18 protein-coding genes are annotated in these 19,839 nt (G+C 73.7%); 13 read left to right on the top strand and 5 right to left on the bottom strand.

The window, feature by feature from the left end; all coding sequences use genetic code 11:
• The first annotated feature begins 52 nt into the window (after positions 1 to 52).
• The 4 genes from ACFYT9_RS27570 (at position 53) to nudC (ending at position 6,700) form a co-directional block, all read left to right on the top strand.
• A complete protein-coding gene (locus tag ACFYT9_RS27570; RefSeq protein ID WP_389168337.1) occupies positions 53 to 865 on the top strand; it encodes a hypothetical protein in 813 nt (270 codons plus the stop codon).
• A gap of 91 nt (positions 866 to 956) precedes the next feature.
• The gene (locus ACFYT9_RS27575) at positions 957 to 4,268 is read left to right on the top strand and encodes an ATP-dependent helicase (protein ID WP_389168338.1); all 3,312 of its coding nucleotides are present in this window, start codon (positions 957 to 959) and stop codon (positions 4,266 to 4,268) included.
• Positions 4,269 to 4,278: 10 nt separating this feature from the next.
• Entirely contained in the window at positions 4,279 to 5,697 is a 1,419-nt protein-coding gene (locus ACFYT9_RS27580) for a dipeptidase (protein WP_387280475.1), read from the top strand.
• Between the two features lie 55 nt (positions 5,698 to 5,752).
• Entirely contained in the window at positions 5,753 to 6,700 is a 948-nt protein-coding gene (gene nudC, locus ACFYT9_RS27585; RefSeq protein ID WP_387280477.1) for an NAD(+) diphosphatase, read from the top strand.
• A gap of 55 nt (positions 6,701 to 6,755) precedes the next feature.
• Here the strand turns inward: nudC and ACFYT9_RS27590 are convergent, their stop codons facing one another.
• Positions 6,756 to 7,010, bottom strand: coding sequence for a glutaredoxin domain-containing protein (locus tag ACFYT9_RS27590; RefSeq protein ID WP_376604868.1), 255 nt, complete (start codon positions 7,008 to 7,010; stop codon positions 6,756 to 6,758).
• Positions 7,011 to 7,206: 196 nt separating this feature from the next.
• On the opposite strand from ACFYT9_RS27590, the gene ACFYT9_RS27595 reads away from it, so the two are divergent.
• The 5 genes from ACFYT9_RS27595 to ACFYT9_RS27615 all read left to right on the top strand — a co-directional run bounded on the left by ACFYT9_RS27595 (position 7,207) and on the right by ACFYT9_RS27615 (position 11,107).
• Complete coding sequence (locus tag ACFYT9_RS27595; RefSeq protein WP_389168340.1) at positions 7,207 to 9,411, top strand: ATP-dependent DNA helicase UvrD2; 2,205 nt, start codon at positions 7,207 to 7,209, stop codon at positions 9,409 to 9,411.
• A gap of 172 nt (positions 9,412 to 9,583) precedes the next feature.
• The gene (locus ACFYT9_RS27600; protein WP_387274413.1) at positions 9,584 to 9,931 is read left to right on the top strand and encodes a hypothetical protein; all 348 of its coding nucleotides are present in this window, start codon (positions 9,584 to 9,586) and stop codon (positions 9,929 to 9,931) included.
• A gap of 169 nt (positions 9,932 to 10,100) precedes the next feature.
• On the top strand, positions 10,101 to 10,469 hold the full coding sequence (locus ACFYT9_RS27605) for a WhiB family transcriptional regulator (RefSeq protein WP_389168341.1): 369 nt from the start codon (positions 10,101 to 10,103) through the stop codon (positions 10,467 to 10,469).
• Positions 10,466 to 10,825, top strand: coding sequence for a hypothetical protein (locus ACFYT9_RS27610; protein ID WP_376604876.1), 360 nt, complete (start codon positions 10,466 to 10,468; stop codon positions 10,823 to 10,825). Before ACFYT9_RS27605 ends, ACFYT9_RS27610 begins: the two co-directional genes overlap by 4 nt.
• A 99-nt stretch (positions 10,826 to 10,924) precedes the next feature.
• Positions 10,925 to 11,107: a hypothetical protein gene (locus tag ACFYT9_RS27615; RefSeq protein WP_376603367.1), complete on the top strand. Its 183-nt coding sequence runs from the start codon at positions 10,925 to 10,927 to the stop codon at positions 11,105 to 11,107.
• A 9-nt stretch (positions 11,108 to 11,116) separates the two neighbouring features.
• Here ACFYT9_RS27615 and ACFYT9_RS27620 read toward each other — a convergent pair whose 3' ends face one another.
• Both ACFYT9_RS27620 and ACFYT9_RS27625 read right to left on the bottom strand, forming a co-directional pair.
• Complete coding sequence (locus tag ACFYT9_RS27620) at positions 11,117 to 12,460, bottom strand: ABC1 kinase family protein (protein WP_389168343.1); 1,344 nt, start codon at positions 12,458 to 12,460, stop codon at positions 11,117 to 11,119.
• Positions 12,453 to 13,661, bottom strand: coding sequence for a TOMM precursor leader peptide-binding protein (locus tag ACFYT9_RS27625; protein ID WP_389168345.1), 1,209 nt, complete (start codon positions 13,659 to 13,661; stop codon positions 12,453 to 12,455). The genes ACFYT9_RS27620 and ACFYT9_RS27625 overlap by 8 nt, the downstream gene beginning before the upstream one ends.
• Positions 13,662 to 13,803: 142 nt before the next feature.
• On the opposite strand from ACFYT9_RS27625, the gene ACFYT9_RS27630 reads away from it, so the two are divergent.
• The 4 genes from ACFYT9_RS27630 to ACFYT9_RS27645 all read left to right on the top strand — a co-directional run bounded on the left by ACFYT9_RS27630 (position 13,804) and on the right by ACFYT9_RS27645 (position 17,626).
• A complete protein-coding gene (locus tag ACFYT9_RS27630; protein ID WP_389168518.1) occupies positions 13,804 to 14,370 on the top strand; it encodes a M48 family metallopeptidase in 567 nt (188 codons plus the stop codon).
• A 112-nt stretch (positions 14,371 to 14,482) separates the two neighbouring features.
• Entirely contained in the window at positions 14,483 to 16,156 is a 1,674-nt protein-coding gene (locus tag ACFYT9_RS27635; protein ID WP_387274419.1) for a TerD family protein, read from the top strand.
• Positions 16,157 to 16,170: 14 nt separating this feature from the next.
• Complete coding sequence (locus ACFYT9_RS27640; protein WP_189847816.1) at positions 16,171 to 16,851, top strand: AIM24 family protein; 681 nt, start codon at positions 16,171 to 16,173, stop codon at positions 16,849 to 16,851.
• A 19-nt stretch (positions 16,852 to 16,870) separates the two neighbouring features.
• Positions 16,871 to 17,626, top strand: a complete 756-nt coding sequence (locus ACFYT9_RS27645) for an AIM24 family protein (protein ID WP_387274422.1) — start codon at positions 16,871 to 16,873, stop codon at positions 17,624 to 17,626.
• A 68-nt stretch (positions 17,627 to 17,694) separates the two neighbouring features.
• Here the strand turns inward: ACFYT9_RS27645 and ACFYT9_RS27650 are convergent, their stop codons facing one another.
• A complete protein-coding gene (locus ACFYT9_RS27650; RefSeq protein WP_376601532.1) occupies positions 17,695 to 18,216 on the bottom strand; it encodes an NUDIX hydrolase in 522 nt (173 codons plus the stop codon).
• A complete protein-coding gene (locus tag ACFYT9_RS27655; RefSeq protein ID WP_389168347.1) occupies positions 18,213 to 19,649 on the bottom strand; it encodes a zinc-dependent metalloprotease in 1,437 nt (478 codons plus the stop codon). Before ACFYT9_RS27655 ends, ACFYT9_RS27650 begins: the two co-directional genes overlap by 4 nt.
• Positions 19,650 to 19,839: the final 190 nt, after the last annotated feature.

A 19,839-nucleotide genomic window follows, 5' to 3' on the forward strand; every position in this document is an offset into this window, starting at 1 on the left:
GCGCGCGTGGGGCCACCCTGGTGACAGGGTCCGGGGGGACGAGGAGGCTCGTATGCGGTCCCAGTCCAGCCACCGGAAGCTCCGCGCCGCGGCGGTCGTCTGCGCCGCCGTCGCCGTCGCGGGTCCCGCCCCGGCGGCGGCCTGGGCGGCGACGGCGGCGCAGGACCCCGCCCGGCCCGCCGCGGCCCCGACCCCCGACCCCTTCGACGGACTCACGCCCGCCGCGATCGCCGACCGGGCCGTGGACGCCACCCGCTCCGCCGACTCCCTGCGCATGACCGGTGAGGTCGTCACCGAGGGACAGGACCTCGACGTCGACTTCTCCGTCGACGACCAGGGCTCCTGCCAGGGCCGCATCGGCGTCGACGACGGCAGGGCCGAACTCCGCCGGGTCGACGACATCACGTACATGAAGGGCGACGAGTCCTTCTGGCGGACCTCCATGACCTCCCAGGGCGTCCCCGAGAACCAGATCGCCCCCGTCATCGAGCTCGTCAAGGGCCGCTGGCTCAAGATCGCCCCCGGCCAGGCCGGCAGCGGCGACCTCAGCGAGGTCTGCGACCTCGACACCCTCCTCGACGACCTCGGCAGGGACGAGGAGGACCGCGAGGGCCTCACCCGCGGCCCCGACCGCGAGGTGGACGGCACCCCCGTGGCGACCCTCGTCAAGAAGGACGGCGACGAGACCACCACCGTCTCCGTCGCCCAGGAGGGCGAGCCGTACATCCGAGAGGTCGTCAGGACCGGCGGCGACGAACCCGGCACCATGACCCTCTCCGAGTTCGACCGCCCGGTGAAGGTCACCGCCCCGCCGGCCGACGAGACCGTCGACCTCTCCCGGCTCGACCCCGGCACCCCCGCCTGACCCTGACCCCCGTCGCCCCGTCCGGCCATGAAACCGCAGGTCAGGCCGGTGCTGGACGGGAATGTCCGACCGCCCGGTTAGCCTCTTCAGGGTGACCGCGCACCTCACCGACCCCGAGCAGCTCAAGGAGCTCCTCGGCATCCCCTTCACCCCGGAGCAGACGGCCTGCATCACCGCGCCGCCCGCCCCGCAGGTCATCGTGGCCGGAGCCGGCTCCGGCAAGACCACGGTGATGGCGGCCAGGGTCGTGTGGCTGGTCGGCACCGGACAGGTCGCCCCCGAGCAGGTCCTCGGCCTCACCTTCACCAACAAGGCCGCCGGCGAACTCGCCGAGCGCGTCCGCACCGCCCTCGTCCGCGCCGGCGTCACCGACCCCGACCCGGTCGACCCCGACAACCCCCCGGGCGAGCCCCGCATCTCCACCTACCACGCCTTCGCCGGACAGCTCCTGACCGACCACGGCCTGCGCATCGGACTCGAACCGACCTCCCGGCTCCTCGCCGACGCCACCCGGTTCCAGCTCGCCGCGCGCGTGCTGCGCGAGGCCCCCGGCCCGTACCCGGCGCTCACCAAGTCCTTCCCGACCCTCGTCGAGAACCTGCTCGCGCTCGACTCCGAACTGGCCGAGCACCTCGTCGACCCCGCCGACCTCCTCGCGTACGACGCCGAGCTGCTCACCGCCCTCTCCGGCGCCAAGCTCACCAACGACGACCTGCGCAAGCTCCCCGAGACCGCCGCCGCCCGCCGCGAACTCACCGGACTCGTCACCCGCTACCGGGCCGCCAAGCGCTCCCGCGACCTCCTCGACTTCGGCGACCAGATCGCCCTCTCCGCGCGCCTCGCCACCACCCGCCCCGAGGTCGGCGCCCTCCTCCGCGACGAGTTCCGGGTCGTCCTCCTCGACGAGTACCAGGACACCTCCGTCGCCCAGCGCCTCCTCCTCTCCGGCCTCTTCGGCCAGGGCACCGGTCACCCCGTCACCGCCGTCGGCGACCCCTGCCAGGCCATCTACGGCTGGCGCGGCGCCTCCGTCGCCAACCTCGACGACTTCCCCGACCACTTCCCGCACACCGACGGCACCCCCGCCGCCCGCCACTCCCTGTCCGAGAACCGCCGCAGCGGCGGCCGCCTCCTCGACCTCGCCAACGGCCTCGCCACCCCGCTCCGCGCGATGCACGCGGGCGTGGAGGCACTGCGCCCCGCACCCGGCGCCGAGGCCGACGGCACCGTGCGGATCGCCCTCCTCCCCACCCACACCGAGGAGATCGACTGGCTCGCCGACTCCCTCGCCCACCTCGTCCGCACCGGCCGCGAACCCGGCTCCATGGCCGTCCTGTGCCGCACCGCCGGCGACTTCCCCGCGATCCAGGCCGCCCTCGTCGCCCGCGGGGTGCCCGTCGAGGTCGTCGGCCTCTCCGGCCTGCTCCACCTCCCCGAGGTCGCCGACCTCGTCGCCGTCTGCGAGGTCCTCCAGGACCCCGGCGCCAACGCCGACCTGGTCCGCCTCCTCACCGGCCCCCGCTGGCGCGTCGGCCCCCGCGACCTCGCCCTCCTCGGCCGCCGCGCCCGCCTCCTCGTCCACCGCGGCGACACCGACCCGGACCCGGGCCAGAAGCTCGCCGCCGCCGTCGAGGGAGTCGACCCCGCCGAGGTGATCTCGCTCGCCGACGCCCTCGACACCTTCCTCGACTCCGCCGGCCACCCCGAGGACGGCCTGCCCTTCTCCGCCGAGGCCCGGGTCCGCTTCGCCCGGCTCGCCGCCGAGCTCCGCTCGCTGCGCGCCTCCCTCGCCGACCCCCTCATGGACGTCCTCCACCGGGTCCTCTCCGTCACCGGCCTGGAGGTCGAACTCTCCGCCTCCCCGCACGCGCTGGCCGCCCGCCGCCGCGAGACCCTCGGCAACTTCCTGGACGTCGCCGCCGGCTTCGCCTCCCTCGACGGCGAGGCGAGCCTCCTCGCCTTCCTCGGCTTCCTGCGCACCGCCGCCCAGTTCGAGAAGGGCCTCGACAACGCCCTCCCGGGCGGCGAGAACACCGTCAAGGTGCTCACCGCGCACAAGTCCAAGGGCCTCGAATGGGACGTCGTCGCCGTCCCCGGCCTGGTCGCCGGCCAGTTCCCGTCCGCCCGCGCCCGCGAGTCCTGGACCTCCCAGCCCCAGGTCCTCCCGCACGCCCTGCGCGGCGACGCGGAGACCCTCCCGGACCTCGGCACCTGGGACGCCGCCGCCATGAAGTCCTTCAAGGCCGCGATGACCGACCACCAGCGCACCGAGGAACTCCGCCTCGGCTACGTCACCTTCACCCGCCCCCGCACCCTCCTCCTCGCCTCCGCCCACTGGTGGGGCCCCGCCCAGAAGAAGCCCCGGGGCCCCTCGGACTTCCTGGCGGAGCTGTACGCCCACTGCGAGAAGGGCCACGGCGACATCGAGGCATGGGCACAGGAGCCGGAGAAGGGCGCCGAGAACCCCCTCCTCGCCGAAGCGGACCACGACCTCCCCTGGCCCCTGCCCCTGGACGAGGAGGCGCTGAAGCGCCGCAGGAAGGCCGCCGAGCTCGTCCACCAGCACCTGTGGTCCACCGTCCCGCCCGAGCCCGCCGCGCCCGCCCCCCAGGACCCGCACGCCGACGACCTCTGGCTCCCGGACGACCCGGAGCGGGCCCTGGGCACGGTCCCGCACCCGCGGGAGACGCTCACCCCGGAGGAGCTCCGCACCGTCGCCTCCTGGGACCGCGACCTCACCGCCCTCACCGCCGAACTCCGCCGCGCCCGCGCCACCACCCGGGACGTCGTCCTGCCCGCGTACCTCTCCGCCTCCCAGGTCCTGCGCCTCGCCGAGGACCCGGACGGCTTCGCGCGCGAGCTGGCCCGCCCCATGCCGAAGCCCCCGCAGCCCGCCGCCCGCCGCGGCACCCGCTTCCACGCGTGGGTGGAGTCCCGCTTCGAGGAGCTGCCGCTGCCCCTCCTCGGCCCGGACGAGCTCCCCGGCGGCGAGGACTTCGCCGGCGAGCCTGAGATCGTCGACGAGCGGGACCTGGAGGCCCTCAAGGAGGCGTTCGCCCGCACCGAGTACGCCCACCGCACCCCGTACCGGGTGGAGGTCCCCGTCCACCTCACCCTCGCCGGCCGGGTCGTGCGGGGCCGGATCGACGCCGTCTACCGGGACCCCGAATCCGGCGCGTACGAGATCGTCGACTGGAAGACCAGCCACCACCGCTCCGCCGACCCCCTCCAGCTCGCGCTGTACCGGCTCGCCTGGGCCGAGCAGCACGGCCTGGACCCCGAGGAGGTGGCCGCGGCCTTCGTCTACGTGCGCACGGGCGAGACCGCCCGCCCGGCCCGGCTGCCCGGGCGGGCGGAGCTGGAGGCCATCCTGCTGGGCGGGGCACCCCCCGGCGCCGGATAGGCTCGTGGCCATGAGCCAGACCCCGGACAGCGTCGTCCACCCCGTACGCGCGTACATCGAGCAGCACCGCGCCGCCTTCCTCGGCGACCTCGCGGAGTGGCTGCGCATCCCGTCCGTGTCGGCGCAGCCGGAGCGGGCCGGGGACGTGCGGCGCAGTGCCGAATGGCTCGCGGGCGCGCTGAAGGACACCGGCTTCACCACGGTCGAGGTCTGGGAGACCGACGGGGCCCCGGCCGTCTTCGCCGAGTGGCCGTCCGAGGACCCGGACGCGCCGACGGTCCTGGTCTACGGCCACCACGACGTGCAGCCCGCCGCCCGTGAGGACGGCTGGCACACCGACCCCTTCGAGCCGGCCGTCGTCGACGGGCGGATGTACGCGCGCGGGGCGGCGGACGACAAGGGGCAGGTGTTCTTCCACACCCTCGGGGTCCGCGCCCACCTCGCCGTGACCGGCCGCACGACCCCCGCCGTCCACCTGAAGCTGCTCGTGGAGGGCGAGGAGGAGTCCGGCTCGCCGCACTTCCGCGCGCTCGTCGAGGAGCGGGCCGGCCGGCTCGCCGCCGACGTGGTCATCGTCTCCGACACCGGCATGTGGTCCGAGACCACCCCGACCGTCTGCACGGGCATGCGCGGGGTCGCCGACTGCGAGATCGACCTGTACGGCCCCGACCAGGACATCCACTCGGGCTCCTTCGGCGGCGCCGTCCCCAACCCGGCCACCGTCGCCGGCCGGATCGTCGCCGCCCTGCACGACACCGCCGAGCGGGTCGCGATCCCCGGCTTCTACGACGGGGTGACCGAACTCACCGACGCCGAGCGCAGGCTCGTCGCCGAGCTCCCCTTCGACGAGGAGGCATGGCTGCGCACCGCCAGGTCGCACGGCACCCTCGGCGAGGCCGGACACTCGACCCTGGAGCGCGTCTGGGCCCGCCCGACCGCCGAGGTCAACGGCATCGGCGGCGGCTACCAGGGCCCCGGCGGCAAGACCATCGTCCCCGCCTCCGCCCACCTCAAGCTCTCCTTCCGGCTGGTCGCGGGCCAGGACCCGCACCGGATCGAGACGCTGGTGCGGGAGTGGCTGGCCGGACTCGTCCCGGCCGGCATCCGGTACGAGATCGTCTTCGGCGCCCCGACCCGCCCCTGCCTCACCCCGCTCGACCACCCGGCCCTGAAGGCGGTCGCCGGGGCGATGAGCCGGGCCTTCGACGGCGCCACCGTCCGCTACACGCGCGAAGGCGGCTCGGGACCCGCCGCCGACCTCCAGGACGTCCTGGACGCGCCCGTGCTCTTCCTGGGCATCTCGGTCCCGTCCGACGGCTGGCACGCGCCGAACGAGAAGGTCGAGCTCGACCTCCTCATGAAGGGCGTCGAGACGACCGCCCACCTGTGGGGGGACCTGCCGGCCGCCCTGCGGGCCGGCGGGCGCTGAGCGCCGGGCCCACGCCGTCATCACCGTCACCGAACCGGGGGAGTTGGAAGCACCTGTGAGCACCTTGAACAACGCGTTCGCGGACCGCCCGATCTCGCTCACCGCCCCGAGCGGTGTCGACCGGGCCGCCCACCACCGCCTCGACGAGGCATGGCTCGCGGCCGCCTGGAGCCACCCGACCACCCGCGTCTTCGTGGTGTCGGGCGGCCAGGTGCTGATCGACGACCGCCCCGACGGCACCACCGAGCTGGTCATGACCCCGGCGTTCGAGGCGCCGATGACCGAGACGCACCGCTACTTCCTCGGCACCGACGCCGACGGGGTGTCCTACTTCGCGCTCCAGAAGGACTCGCTGCCCGGCCGGATGGACCAGTCGGCGCGCCCCGCGGGCCTGCGCGAGGCCGGGATGCTGCTGTCGCCGCGTGACACGGGTCTGATGACCCACGCGGTCGCCCTGGAGAACTGGCAGCGCCTCCACCGCTTCTGCTCCCGCTGCGGCGAGCGCACGGTGATCGCGGCGGCCGGGCACATCCGCCGCTGCCCGGTCTGCGGCGCCGAGCACTACCCGCGCACCGACCCCGCGGTGATCATGCTGGTCACCGACGACCAGGACCGGGCGCTGCTCGGCCGCCAGGTGCACTGGCCGGAGGGCCGCTTCTCGACGCTGGCCGGCTTCGTCGAGCCGGGCGAGTCGATCGAGCAGGCGGTGGTCCGGGAGGTCTTCGAGGAGGCCGGGGTCACCGTCGGCGAGGTCGAGTACGTGGCCAGCCAGCCGTGGCCGTTCCCGTCCAGCCTGATGCTCGGCTTCTTCGCGCGGGCCACCTCCCCGGAGATCGAGGTGGACGGCGAGGAGATCCACGAGGCCCGCTGGTTCTCCCGGGCCGACCTGGAGGCCGGCTTCGCCTCGGGCGAGATCCTGCCGCCGTACGGCATCTCGATCGCCTCCCGCCTGATCGAGCTCTGGTACGGCAAGCCGCTGCCGAAGCCCGGCGACGTCGTCTGAACGCGCGAGGGGCCCCCGCTCGGGAAGCGGGGGCCCCTCGCGCGTCCGGGGTCCGTCAGACCGCGAGCGCCTGCTTGACCTGGGCCAGGCTGGGGTTCGTCATGACCGACTCGGTGCCGGCGGGGGAGACCACCAGGACGGTCGGGACGGTCTGGTTGCCGCCGTTGGCCTTCTCCACGAACTCGGCCGACGCGGGGTCCAGCTCGATGTTGACCTCGGTGTACGCGATGCCCTCGCGGTCCATCTGGCCCTTCAGCCGGCGGCAGTAGCCGCACCACTCGGTGCTGTACATCGTCACAGTGCCCTGCATGGCCAGGAGCTCCTCTGGGTTCGGGGGTCGGTGCCGAAGGGAGAACGTACGCCACCCGCCTCACCATTCCCGCACGCCGGGTGAGCTGTGCCGCTCTCCGCCCCCGAGCCGGGACGATCATGCGACGGTACGACCACGGGCTCGACCTGTGGACGACGCGCCGCACCGACCCCGCCCGACCTGGCAGCATGGCGGAGTGACAGCAGCAACGCACTCCTCTCTCTTCCCTCGGGTCCCGGAGACCGCCGACGCGGTGCTCGACGGGCTCGACCCGGAGCAGCGCGAGGTCGCCACGGCCCTGCACGGACCGGTGTGCGTCCTCGCGGGCGCCGGCACCGGCAAGACCCGGGCGATCACCCACCGGATCGCGTACGGGGTCCGGGCGGGCGTGCTGCAGCCCGCGAGCGTGCTCGCCGTCACCTTCACCAACCGCGCCGCCGGCGAGATGCGCGGCCGGCTCCGCCAGCTCGGCGCGGGCGGCGTCCAGGCCCGCACCTTCCACTCGGCGGCGCTCCGGCAGCTCCAGTTCTTCTGGCCGAAAGCGATCGGTGGCCCGCTGCCCCGGCTGGTGGAGCGGAAGGTCCAGCTCGTCTCCGAGGCGGCGGCCCGCTGCCGGGTCCGGCTCGACCGGAACGAGCTGCGGGACGTCACCGCCGAGATCGAATGGGCCAAGGTCACCCAGACCGTGCCCGCCGACTACCCGGCGGCCGTCGCCCGCACCCGGCGCGACGCCCCGAGGGACCCGGCCGAGATCGGCCAGCTCTACGCGATGTACGAGCAGCTCAAGGGCGAGCGCTCGGTGATCGACTTCGAGGACGTGCTGCTGCTCACGGTCGGCATCCTCCAGGACCGGCACGACATCGCCGAGCAGATCCGCAGCCAGTACCAGCACTTCGTGGTCGACGAGTACCAGGACGTCTCCCCGCTCCAGCAGCGCCTCCTGGAGCTGTGGCTGGGGGAGCGGGACAGCCTCTGCGTGGTCGGCGACGCCAGCCAGACGATCTACTCCTTCACCGGCGCCACCCCCGACCACCTGCTGGACTTCCGCGCCCGGCACCCGCAGGCGACCGTGGTCAAGCTGGTCCGCGACTACCGCTCCACCCCCCAGGTCGTCCACCTCGCCAACGGCCTCCTCGACCAGGCCCGCGGCCGGGCAGCCGAGCACCGCCTGGAGCTGGTCTCGCAGCGCGAGCGCGGCCCCGAGCCGGTCTACACCGAGTACGGCGACGAGCCGGCGGAGGCCGAGGGCACCGCCCGCCGGGTCCGCGACCTGATCGCCGCGGGCGTCCCCGCCGGCGAGATCGCCGTCCTCTACCGGATCAACGCCCAGTCGGAGGTCTACGAACAGGCCCTCGCCGACGCCGGCGTCCCCTACCAGCTCCGCGGTGCCGAGCGCTTCTTCGAGCGCCAGGAGGTACGGGAGGCCGGCGCGGCCCTGCGCGGCGCGGCCCGCTTCGGGGCGAACGACACCCTCCTCGACGGCGCCGAGGACCTCCCGGCCCAGGTGCGGGCGGTGCTTTCCGGCCACGGCTGGAGCAGTCGGCCCCCGGCCGGCTCCGGCGCCGTCCGGGACCGCTGGGAGTCGCTCGCCGCCCTCGCCCGGCTCGCCGACGACTTCGCCGCCGCCCACCCCGGCGCCACCCTCTCCGATCTGGTCGCCGAGCTCGACGAGCGCGCCGCCGCCCAGCACGCCCCCACCGTCCAGGGCGTCACCCTCGCCTCCCTGCACGCCGCCAAGGGCCTGGAGTGGGACGCCGTCTTCCTGGTCGGCCTCACCGACGGCATGCTGCCGATCACCTACGCCAAGACGGACGAGCAGATCGAGGAGGAGCGCCGGCTGCTCTACGTCGGCGTCACCCGCGCCCGCGTCCACCTCACGCTGTCCTGGGCGCTCTCCCGCTCCCCGGGCGGCCGCCCGAACCGCGTCCCCAGCCGCTTCCTCAAGGGCCTGCGCCCCGGCTCCGGCAGCCGCGGCACCGGCTACGGCGCCGCCGGCGGCGGCATCGAGCGCGGCGGCTCCGGCCCGGCCGGCGAGGGAGCCCGGCGCCGCCCGCGCGGCCCCGTCCGCTGCCGGGTCTGCGGCACCACCCTCACCGAGGCCGGCGCGATGAAGCTGCTCCGCTGCGAGGACTGCCCCTCCGACATGGACGAGGGCCTGTACGAGCGGCTGCGCGACTGGCGCGCCGACCGGGCCCGGGAACTCGGCCAGCCCGCCTACTGCGTGTTCACCGACAAGACCCTCATGGCGATCGCCGAGCGGGTCCCCGGCTCCGGCGGCGAGCTCGCCGTGATCGCCGGCGTCGGTGCCCGCAAGCTGGACCGGTTCGGAGCCGACGTCCTCGCCATCTGCGCAGGTGAGGACCCGGGTGGAGAGGGTGCGGCGGAGCCGGAGGACGTCTGATCGAAACTCGTGGGAAAAATAGTTTGCGCACGCCCCGTCAAGCCCCATAGGTTCTTAACCACGCAACAGCGGCTTCTTATGAAGCCCTGTCTCGTGCTGTACTTGTCCAAATAAACATCGAGAGCCCGGCTCGCACCCGAGCTCTCCGAGACGCCGAGAGGAGGCGATTCCAGTGATCAGCAACATCAACGTCATCAGCAGCAATGTCGTCAGCAGCAAGTTCGACGCCGTCGTCAGCACCGCCAAAATGACCGATCGCTCGGTCGTCTCCACCTGCTCGCTCGGCCTCTCCGCCTTTGCGCTCCTTGGCAGCGGTCTGCCCGTCACCGGTCTGTCCGGTCGCGGCATGGCCGTCATCGAGCGCGACGAGCGACCGACCGAGGCACGGGTGGCTGAAGAGGGCAAGGCCGGAATCACGGCCTATGGCTTCGCGGCAGCCGGTGCCGGCAAGCAGCAGACGACGCACCACCACACGATGTGGGCCTTCCGTGGGCTCGAACCCTGGAGTGATCCAGCCTGACCTGATCAGGCCGGCGCCTTCAGGGCCGCGGAACCCCACCCGGGATCCGCGGCCCTTCTGTTTGTCCCCGAACGGGGACGACGGAGCGAAGGGGCCTCGGGACAAGAAACCCGGTACCAGCCGAAGACCCGGCCGACCGGCCGGAACGACCAGACGAGGAAAGACACCCGTGCAACTCGAAGCGCACGCCCCGTCCGTACCGCCTTCCGAAACGATCCCCCCGTCCGGCCCCACGGAGGACCACGCCTTGACCCCCCTGACATCGCTCACCGCGCTCGACGACGCCATCGAGAACCTGGGCGTCCCCGTCCCGTGCCGCGCCTACGACCCGGAGGTCTTCTTCGCCGAGTCCCCGGCCGACGTCGAGTACGCCAAGTCCCTCTGCAAGACCTGCCCGCTGGTCGCGGCCTGTCTCGCCGGCGCCAAGGAGCGCCGTGAGCCCTGGGGTGTCTGGGGCGGCGAGCTGTTCGTCCAGGGCGTCGTCGTCGCCCGCAAGCGGCCCCGCGGCCGTCCGCGCAAGAACCCGGTCGCGGCATGACCGCCCGCACCTGGGAGGCACCCCACAAGGCCCCCAGGCGTACCGGAACGATCGACCACCCCCTCACGCACGATCCCCAGAAGCAGGCCCCGATGACCACGCCCGCCACCGAGCCCATCCGCTCCGCCACCCCCGACTTCTCCACCGCCGGCGCCCCCGCGCTGCGTCAGAACAGGACCCGCGACATGCAACTCATCCCAGAAGCCCTGGCCCGTGCCCATATGCACGAGCGACAGCGTGAGGCCGACGCGGAACGTCAGGCCGTGCGCCTGATCGCCGCCCGGCGTATGCAGCGCCGCGCCGAGCGCGTCTCGCTGCGCGCCCGCCGCGCGCTGGCCATGGCCGTCATGCACTGAGCGCCCCACCAGGCATCCCCGCAGGGGCCGGTCCGAACGGACCGGCCCCCGCGGTGCGTTGCCCCGCCGCGGGCGCCCCGCCGGGCTATCGTCACGAGGATGAACGAGCCCCGCGCCGCGGAGGAGCCCGTGGCCTGCGCACGCTGCGGCAGGACCGCCGACACCCTCCCGATCACCTGGACCTGCTCCGTCGAGAACGGCCGCCGCCAGTACTTCTGCGAGGAATGCGCCCGCGCCAACCTCCGCGCCATCGAAGGCCGCCTCGACTCCGCCTGGTGGTGAGCCCGGCCCTCAGCCCTCCGGGTCGAAGCCGGGCAGCCACGCGGACAGCTCGTCCCGCAGCCGGACCGTCGCGTTCAACTGGCACAGCACCCCGATGGTGGAGAGCGTCACCCGGTGGATCAGCAGATACGAGGGCGGCAGGTTCAGCTGCCGCCCCAGCTGGTGCGCGGGCGAGCGCGGATCGGCGATCCGGGCCGCCTGCGTCCGCATCCAGCCCCGGGTGAAGACGAAGGACTCCGCCTCCGCCGGCTCGATGATCGGCAGCAGGTACTCCAGGACCTCCTCCGGATCGAGCGCCACCGAATCCTTGACGAAGCCCTCCTCCCGCAGCAGCTCGTACACCGGCTCCGCCTCGCCGGCCAGCGTCATCCGCAGACAGGTCCCGATCACCTCCGGAAGCCCGCCCGGCAGCCGGTCCACCGTGCCGAAGTCCAGCACCCCGAGCCGCCACCCCGCCGGATCGTCCGACCCGTCCGCGGCCGGCAGCAGCCGGAAGTTCCCCGGATGCGGATCCGCGTGCAGCAGCCCCGTCCGGGCCGGACCCGAGAACAGGAACCGGGCCAGCAGCTGCCCGGCCCGGTCCCGCTGCTCCTGCCCGCCGTCCGCGATCACCTCCGCCAGCGGGACCCCGTCCATCCACTCGGTCACCAGCACCTGCTCCGCCTGGTGCACCACACCCGGCACCACCACGTCCGGATCGTCCGCGAAGACCTCGGCGTGCGCCCGCTGCGCCCCCGCCTCCAGCGCGTAGTCCAGCTCCTCCGTCACCCGCTCCCGCAGCTCCGTGATGAGCGGCTTCACCTCGATCCCCGGCACCAGCGGCCCCAGCAGCCGGGCGAACCGGCTCAACTGCGCCAGGTCCGACAGCAGGGCCTCCCCGGCGCCCGGGTACTGCACCTTCACCGCGACCTCACGCCCGTCGTGCCAGACCGCCCGGTGCACCTGCCCGATCGACGCGGCCGCCGCCGGCTTGTCCTCGAACTCCAGGAACAGCTCCCGCCACTGGGCCCCGAGCCGCTCCTCCAGGACCCCGTGCACCGTGCGCACCGGCATCGGCGGCGCCGCCTCCTGAAGCTTCGTCAGCGCCGCCCGGTACGGGCCGGCGATCTCCTCCGGCAGCGCCGACTCGAACACCGACAGCGCCTGGCCGAACTTCATGGCCCCGCCCTTGAGCTCCCCGAGCACCTTGAACAGCTGCTCCGCCGTGCGCTCTTGGAGCTCCCGGGCGACGAACTCGGCGGACTTCCCGCCGATCCGCTTGCCCAGGCCCCAGGTCGCGCGGCCCGCGAAGCCCAGCGGCAACGCGGCCAACCTGGCGGTCCGGGTGACCGCCTTCCGGGGAAGATCAGACATGCGCCCCTCCAAATCCCAGACTGCCGTGCCGCGCAGGGCTGCGCCCCGCCATTGTGGACCGCGCCTCCCCGGCTGCCGAGGCGCCCACCCCCACCCTCCCGCGCGCGGCCCCGCAGGGACAGGCCGGGTGCGGCACCAGCCGCTCGGACCGCCAACCCAGCGTCGGAGCCACCGCCTCCCAGCGGGTCCCGGTGCTCGCCGGCAGCTCCCCGTCCAGGAAGGCCAGCGCGTGCGCCGCGGCGAGCCCCGCCACCGCCGCAGCCAGCGCCACGTCACAGGCCGGCAGCGGATGCGGCGCCCCCGAACGCCACTGCGCGAGCAGCCGCGGCCACTCCGGATCCCGGTCCACCGCCTCCTCCTGGAGGCACCGGGCGCACGCCGTCCCGCCCGGCAGCACCAGCGGCCCCACCAGACCCGTCGCCTCCAGCACCCCCGCGTACAGCTGCGGGACCCCCGCCGCCGTCCACGGCTCGGCCGCCACCGGATCCGGCCACAGCACCCCGAGACCGTCCCGGGGCGTCACCAGCACGAGCGACACCGGCACCTCGTCGTCCCCGTCACCCGCCCCCGTCCGCGTGCCCCTCCGCCGGGGCGAGACCGGACCGCGCGCCCAGCGGCCCACCAGCCGCCGCACCGCCGCGAGCCGCCGCTCGCCGACCACATCGGCCGGCAGCCCGCCCGGCGCCGTGTCCCACGGCTCCACCCGGCCCCGGTCCGCCACCTCCACCGTCCCGACGCCCGCCGCCGCGAGCAGCGCCGCCACCGAAGCGCCCACCCTCCCGGCGCCCCGCACCACCACGCGCCGCTCCCGGCGAGCGGCCAGCGTCCGCAGCGCCCCGTCCGGCTCCGGGCACACCACCGACAGCGCGGCCAGATCCGCCCGCAGCGGATCCAGCGCCGTGTCCACCGCCCCCGCGGCGGGACCCGCCCGCCCCGGCCGCCCGGCCCCGGCCTCCACCAGGAGCCCCGCCGCCGCGAGCCGCGCGAGCAAAGCGTCGAGCCGCCCCTCCGGCAGCCCCAGCTCCGCCGCCTCCCGCCGCAGCAGCGCGGTCCCCCGCGTCCCGTCCATCAGCCCGAGCAGCCGGCCCGTCGCCGCGTCCACCGGGTCCAGCACCACCGCGTGCGCCGGCGTCACCCCGTACTGCACGCAGGTCAGACTCCGCCACGCCCGGCGCAGTGCCGGCTTCACCATCGGATGCATCTCCGCCCCCGTCCGCTCCCGGATCTCCCCGTGTCTTCTCCCGGAACCAGGCTGCACGACGGCGCGGAACGGCGCGGAAAGTTATCCACAGGCCCGCCCGAAAGTCATACGGGCGGAAAGTCGTGTAGGTCATACACAGGCGATTCCGGGGGACGGGCCCGGTACCGTCGAGGACGTGCCAGTCGAGATCCGCAGGAGCGCCCGCCGCACCCGTTCCGTCTCCGCGTACCGCGACGGGGACCGCACCATCGTCCTCATCCCGGCCCGGATGTCGGAGGCCGAGGAGCGCCGCTGGGTCGGGGTGATGCTGGAGAAGCTCGCCGCGAAGGAGAAGGACAAGGAGCGCCGCGCCACCCGCGGCGACGCCGAGCTGGCCGAGCGCGCCGACCGTCTCTCCGCCCGCTACCTCGACGGGAAGGCCCGCCCCGATTCTGTGCGCTGGGTCACCAACCAGAACAGCCGCTGGGGATCCTGCACCCCCGCCGAGGGCTCCATCCGGCTCTCCCACCGCCTCCAGCCCATGCCCGAGTACGTCGTCGACTACGTCCTCCTGCACGAGCTCGCGCACCTCCTCGTCCCCGGCCACGGCCCCGATTTCTGGCGGCTCTTGGAGGCGTACCCGCGGACCGAGCGGGCTCGCGGCTACCTCGAAGGAGTGGTCGCCGCGGCCCGCCTCCCACACCCTCCGGACGGGGATCCCGCGGCCTGAGGCCAGATTTCCCGATTCCGTACCGGAACCGCCCCGCCCTGTCTGAATGTCGTTCCCAGCGGTTAGCCTGACGCGAGTCATTCGCCATCGGGATGGGGGACGGTCGTTACGCATGGCCAGGGAATTCCAACGCGGCCACAAGGCCAAGATCAGTGATCTGACCGCCGGTACCGATCTGTACGTGGGCGTGCAGATCGCGGCGCCCGGACTCACCTTCGACATCAGTTGCTTCGGGCTCGACGCCGACGAGCGCCTCTCGGACGACCGGTACTTCGTCTTCTTCAACCAGCCGAAGTCGCCCGAGGAGTCCATCCAGCTGCTCGGGGCGCAGTCCGGGGACACCGAGTCCTTCCGCGTCACCCTCGACCGGATCCCCCCGCAGATCCACAAGCTGGCCTTCACCGCCACCATCGACGGCAACGGCCAGATGTCCCAGGTCGGGCCCGGCTGGATCCGGATCGTCGCCGGCGGCGAGGAGGTCGCCCGCTACGCCTTCACCGGTGCCGAGTTCTCCACCGAGCGCGCGGTCATGCTCGGCGACTTCTACCTGAAGGACGTGTGGCGGTTCGCCGCCGTCGGCCAGGGCTTCGACGGCGGCCTGGAGGCGCTGCTGCGGAACTTCGGCGGCGAGGTCCTGGAGGAGGAGCAGCCCGCGGCCCAGCCGCCCGCCGCCCCCCAGCAGGCCGCCCCGGCCTTCGGCGCCCCCGCCCAGGCCGCGGCGCCCCCGGCCTTCGGCGCTCCCGCCGCCCCGGCCCCGGCTCCCGCCCCCGGCTACGGCGCTCCGCAGCCCGGCTACGGCGCCCAGCCGCCGACCCCGCCGCCCGCACCGCAGCCCGTGCACACCCAGCCGACCATGGTCGCGCCGCTCGCCCCCGCCCCGGTGCCGCCGCCGCCCCCCGCGCCGGCCGCCCCCGCGCCGTACGGGCAGACCCCGCCGCACGGCGCTCCCTACGGTCAGATCCCGGGCCAGACCCCGCCGCACGGCGCCCCCTACGGGCAGCAGCCGCCGCAGGCCCCGTACGGCCAGCAGCCCGGCTACGGCCAGCCCGCCCCCTACGGCCAGCAGCCCGGCATGCCCCCGGGCATGCCGCCCCAGGGCGTGCCGCAGGGCGCCCCCGCGGCCGGCGCCGGACTCGCCGCCGCGCTCGCACCGTTCAAGGAGACCGCCACCGGCGCCCGCTGGACCCCGCAGAACCAGCAGCTCATGCGGGTGGACCTGGCCATGGGCGGCACCCCCGTCCTCGCCCGCCAGGGCTCCATGGTCATGTACCAGGGCAAGGTCGACTTCTCCTACAAGGGCGCGGGCTTCGCCGGCCGGATCGTCGGCAACGCCACCGGCCAGGAGATGCAGCTCATGCGCTGCACCGGCCGCGGCCAGGTCTTCCTCGCCGAGAACGGCGCCCATCTGCACCCGATCGAGCTCCAGGGCGACGCCATCTGCGTCTCCGCGGAGAACGTGCTCGCCTTCGACGAGTCGCTGCAGTACGAGGTCCGCCGCATCGAGGGCCACGGCATTCCCGGCGGCGCCCTCTTCACCATGCAGTTCCAGGGCACCGGCACCGTGATCGTCAAGACCCACGGCGTCCCCGTGGTCCTGCCCGTCACGCCGACGACCTTCGCCGACTGCAACGCGGTCGTCGCCTGGTCCGCCGCCTCGCAGGTCATCCTCTCCAGCCAGGTCCGGCTCCGGCGCAACGCCTTCCCCGGCCACAGCGGGGAGACCGTGAACCTCCAGTTCCGGGGCGCCCCCGGAAACTTCATCGTCGTCCAGCCGTACGAGGTCTGAGGGAGCCCGACACCATGAACCAGCAGCTCGCGGGCTATGCCCCGACCCCCATCGCGGCCCGCATGGAGAACCACGGCCGCACCATGCTCAAGGTCGCGATGGCCTCCGGCCAGGACCTCTACGCCCGGACCGGCTCGATGGTCGCCTACGAGGGCTTCATCAGCTACGAGCCCAACCCGCCCGCCGTCCGCCAGGTCGCCAAGGAGTGGGCCACCGGCGAGGGCGCGCCGATCATGAAGTGCGCCGGCGACGGCCTGCTCTACCTCGCCGACTACGGCGCCGACGTCGTCGTGATCAACCTCCAGAACGACGCGATCTCGGTCAACGGCAGCAACCTCCTCGCCTTCGACGCCCACCTCCAGTGGGGCGTCGAGCGGGTCAAGGGCCTCGCCAAGTTCGCCGGCCAGGGCCTGTTCAACGTGGGGATCGCCGGCACCGGCTGGGTCGCGCTCACCTCGCGCGGCACCCCGATCGTCGTCGACTGCGGCCGCGGCGAGGACGAGACCTACGTCGACCCCGACGCGCTCGTCGCCTGGTCGCCGGCGCTCAAGGTCAAGGGCAAGCGCAGCTTCAAGGCGTCCTCCCTCATCGGGCGGGGCAGCGGCGAGGCATACCAGATGGCCTTCTCGGGCCAGGGCATCGTCGTCGTACAGCCCAGCGAGGACAGCAGCGACCGCCTGCGGGTCCGGGGCTGAGGGGGAGCGAGAACACATCATGCAGAGCCCGCTTTTCAACCACGCCGAGCAGCAGAGCCAGGAGCGGTACGTCGTCCAGAACCCGCAGCTCCTGCGGGTCAGCCTCACCGGCCACGACGACATCCTGGCCCGCAAGGGCGCCATGGTCGCCTACCAGGGCCTCGTCGACTTCGACGGCGAGTACCAGAGCAGCAGCCAGCGGCAGGCCCGCGCCCGCACCGGCGAGGGCCTCGACCTGATGCGCTGCTCCGGCCAGGGCACGGTCTACTTCGCCAACCTCGCCCAGTACATCCACGTCGTCGAGGTCGACCACGAGGGCCTCACCGTCGACAGCGCCTACGTCCTCGCGCTCGACACGAGCCTCCACACCGAGGTCATCGCGGTCGACAGCCAGTACGGGGTCTCCGGCACCGGCAAGTACCAGCTCAACATCACCGGCCGGGGCAAGGTCGCCCTGATGACCTCGGGCCAGCCGCTGATGCTCCAGGTCACCCCGGAGAAGTACGTCAGCGCCGACGCGGACGCGATCGTCGCCTGGTCCACTTCGCTGCGGGTCCAGATGCAGGCCCAGACGCACAACAGCAGCGTCCGCAGCCGCCGCGGCAGCACCGGCGAGGGCTGGGAGCTCAGCTTCCTCGGGCAGGGCTTCGCCCTCGTCCAGCCCAGCGAGGTCATGCCGCCGCAGAACGCGGCGATCGGCCAGGGCGCCGCCGCCCAGTTCGGCGTCGGCCAGCACGGCGCCCACGCCCAGAACCAGAACAACGCCTGGAACTGACGCACCACGCGCGGACGCGTGAGAGGGCCCCCGGAGGAGATCCGGGGGCCCTCTCACGTCCGCGGGCGTCACAGGCGGGCCAGCGTGCCCTCCACCAGCCGCACCACCGAGGTGTCCGCCACGGCGGCCACCTCGTCGTACGCGAACCACCTCAGGTCCAGCGACTCCTCGCTGATCCGCTCGACCCCGTCCGCCGGGGCCAGCGCCGCGTACTGCACGTCGAGGTGCCAGTGGCAGGGCGCCGGGATCGCATGCCGGTCCAGCCGCACCGGACCGCCGGGGAGCAGCGTCAGACCGCCGACGCCCGACTCCTCCGCCGCCTCGCGCAGCGCAGCCGCCTCGACCGTCGCATCACCCTCCTCGCAGTGGCCGCCCATCTGCAGCCACATGCCGAGCTTCTTGTGGAGGGTGAGCAGCACCCGCCCGCGCGTGGGGTCGATCACCAGCGCGCTGCTGGTGAGGTGACCGGCCGCGCACGGCTTGTACATGCCGTCCGGATGGGTCGCCAGGTGCTCCAGGTACAGATCGCGCAGCTCGGGCTGGCCCTCGTACCCCTTGAGGACGAGGACCGCGTCGTCGTGCAGGGTCACTTCTTCTCGTCCCCGTCCCCGTCCCCGTCCTTCGGGTCGCGGTCGCCCTTGGCGGCCTCGCCGAGCATCTTGTCCAGCTCGGAGAAGTCCAGGTGCTCGCGGTGGACGAAGCCGTCCGGGTCGTCCAGGTCGGTCGCCGTCGGCAGCATGTCCGGGTGCTCCCACAGGCCGTCGCGGCCGTCGACCCCGCGCGCGTCGGTGAGCGAGGCCCACAGCCGGGAGGCGTCCCGCAGCCGGCGGGGGCGCAGCTCCAGGCCGATCAGGGTGGCGAAGGTCTGCTCCGCCGGGCCACCGGTGGCCCGGCGCCGGCGCAGCGTCTCGCGCAGCGCGTCCGCCGAGGTCAGCCGGGACTTGGCGGCCTCGTGGACCACCGCGTCCACCCAGCCCTCGACCAGCGCGAGCGCCGTCTCCAGACGGGCCAGGGCGGCCTTCTGCTCGGGCGTGTCCTGCGGCTGGAACATGCCGGACTGGAGCGCTTCCTGAAGCTGCTCGGGGTGGGTCGGGTCGAGCTGGGAGACGGCCTCCTCCAGCTTCGAGGTGTCGACCTTGATCCCGCGCGCGTAGCTCTCGACGGCACCGAAGAGGTGCGCCCGCAGCCACGGCACGTGGGCGAAGAGACGCTGGTGGGCGGCCTCGCGGAGGGCCAGGTAGAGCCGGACCTCGTCGGAGGGCACGCTCAGGTCCTTGCCGAACGACGCCACGTTCAGCGGGAGCAGCGCGGCGCGGCCGGCCGGGCCGAGCGGCAGGCCGACGTCGGTCGAGCCGACGACCTCGCCCGCGAGCGCGCCGATGGCCTGCCCGATCTGCTGGCCGAACATGGCGCCGCCCATCGACCGCATCATGCCGATCAGCGGGCCGGCCATGGCCTGCATCTCCTGCGGCAGGACATCGCCCATGGCGGTGCCGACCCGCTCGGCGACCGGGTCCACCAGCTCCTTCCACGCCGGGAGGGTCGCCTCGACCCACTCCGCGCGGCTCCACGCCACCGCCGTGTTCGCCCCGGAGGGCAGCGAGGTGACCTGGTCGAGCCACAGGTCGGCGAGGCGGACCGCCTCCTCGACGGCGGACTTCTCGGCCGGGCCCACGCTGGCGTCCTTGACGCCGTCGGCGGTGCCCTGCGCGACCACCTGGCGGGCGATCTGCTTGGCCATGTCCCAGTTCACGGGACCGCCCTCGTAGCTCAGCATCTGTCCGAGCTGCTGGAAGGCCGCGCCCAGGTCCGTCGGGTTCATCGCCCCGAACATCGCCGCGAACGGATTGTCCGCGCCACCCTGGCCGCCGCCCATGCCGGGCAGGCCGCCGAACCCGAACGGGTTCGCCCCGAACGGGCTGCCGGACCCCTGGCCACCTCCGGTGGGGTCCTTCTTCTTGCCTTCGTCGCCGTCCTCCGGCTCCTCCGGCGGAAGGCCGAATCCGAATGGGGTGTCACTCACAGGTTTCCTCGGCTCCTAGGGCCACCGGCTTCTGCCGGCGGCGACTGCCCACTGCACCACACCAGCGTAGACATCCGGGTCGGATATGGGCTCAAGTCTCCGCCGGGCCGTGCCCTGCGGCAGGATGGACGCCACCTGGTACGTACGCGTCATCCCCGCACGTACTGAAGACAACCACTGGAGTCGGTCG

Source organism: Streptomyces sp. NPDC004435 (genome assembly GCF_042873895.1).
Lineage (GTDB): Bacteria > Actinomycetota > Actinomycetes > Streptomycetales > Streptomycetaceae > Streptomyces.

Bases quoted from the DNA above. Each gene is read 5' to 3' on its own strand.
- ACFYT9_RS27590 (WP_376604868.1), bottom strand. From the start codon at position 7,010: ATGCAGGGCACTGTGACGATGTACAGCACCGAGTGGTGCGGCTACTGC.
- ACFYT9_RS27610 (WP_376604876.1), top strand. From the start codon at position 10,466: ATGACCGCCCGCACCTGGGAGGCACCCCACAAGGCCCCCAGGCGTACC.
- ACFYT9_RS27615 (WP_376603367.1), top strand. From the start codon at position 10,925: ATGAACGAGCCCCGCGCCGCGGAGGAGCCCGTGGCCTGCGCACGCTGC.
- ACFYT9_RS27620 (WP_389168343.1), bottom strand. From the start codon at position 12,460: ATGTCTGATCTTCCCCGGAAGGCGGTCACCCGGACCGCCAGGTTGGCC.
- ACFYT9_RS27640 (WP_189847816.1), top strand. From the start codon at position 16,171: ATGAACCAGCAGCTCGCGGGCTATGCCCCGACCCCCATCGCGGCCCGC.
- ACFYT9_RS27645 (WP_387274422.1), top strand. From the start codon at position 16,871: ATGCAGAGCCCGCTTTTCAACCACGCCGAGCAGCAGAGCCAGGAGCGG.
- ACFYT9_RS27625 (WP_389168345.1), bottom strand. From the start codon at position 13,661: ATGCATCCGATGGTGAAGCCGGCACTGCGCCGGGCGTGGCGGAGTCTG.
- ACFYT9_RS27580 (WP_387280475.1), top strand. From the start codon at position 4,279: ATGAGCCAGACCCCGGACAGCGTCGTCCACCCCGTACGCGCGTACATC.
- ACFYT9_RS27635 (WP_387274419.1), top strand. From the start codon at position 14,483: ATGGCCAGGGAATTCCAACGCGGCCACAAGGCCAAGATCAGTGATCTG.
- ACFYT9_RS27570 (WP_389168337.1), top strand. From the start codon at position 53: ATGCGGTCCCAGTCCAGCCACCGGAAGCTCCGCGCCGCGGCGGTCGTC.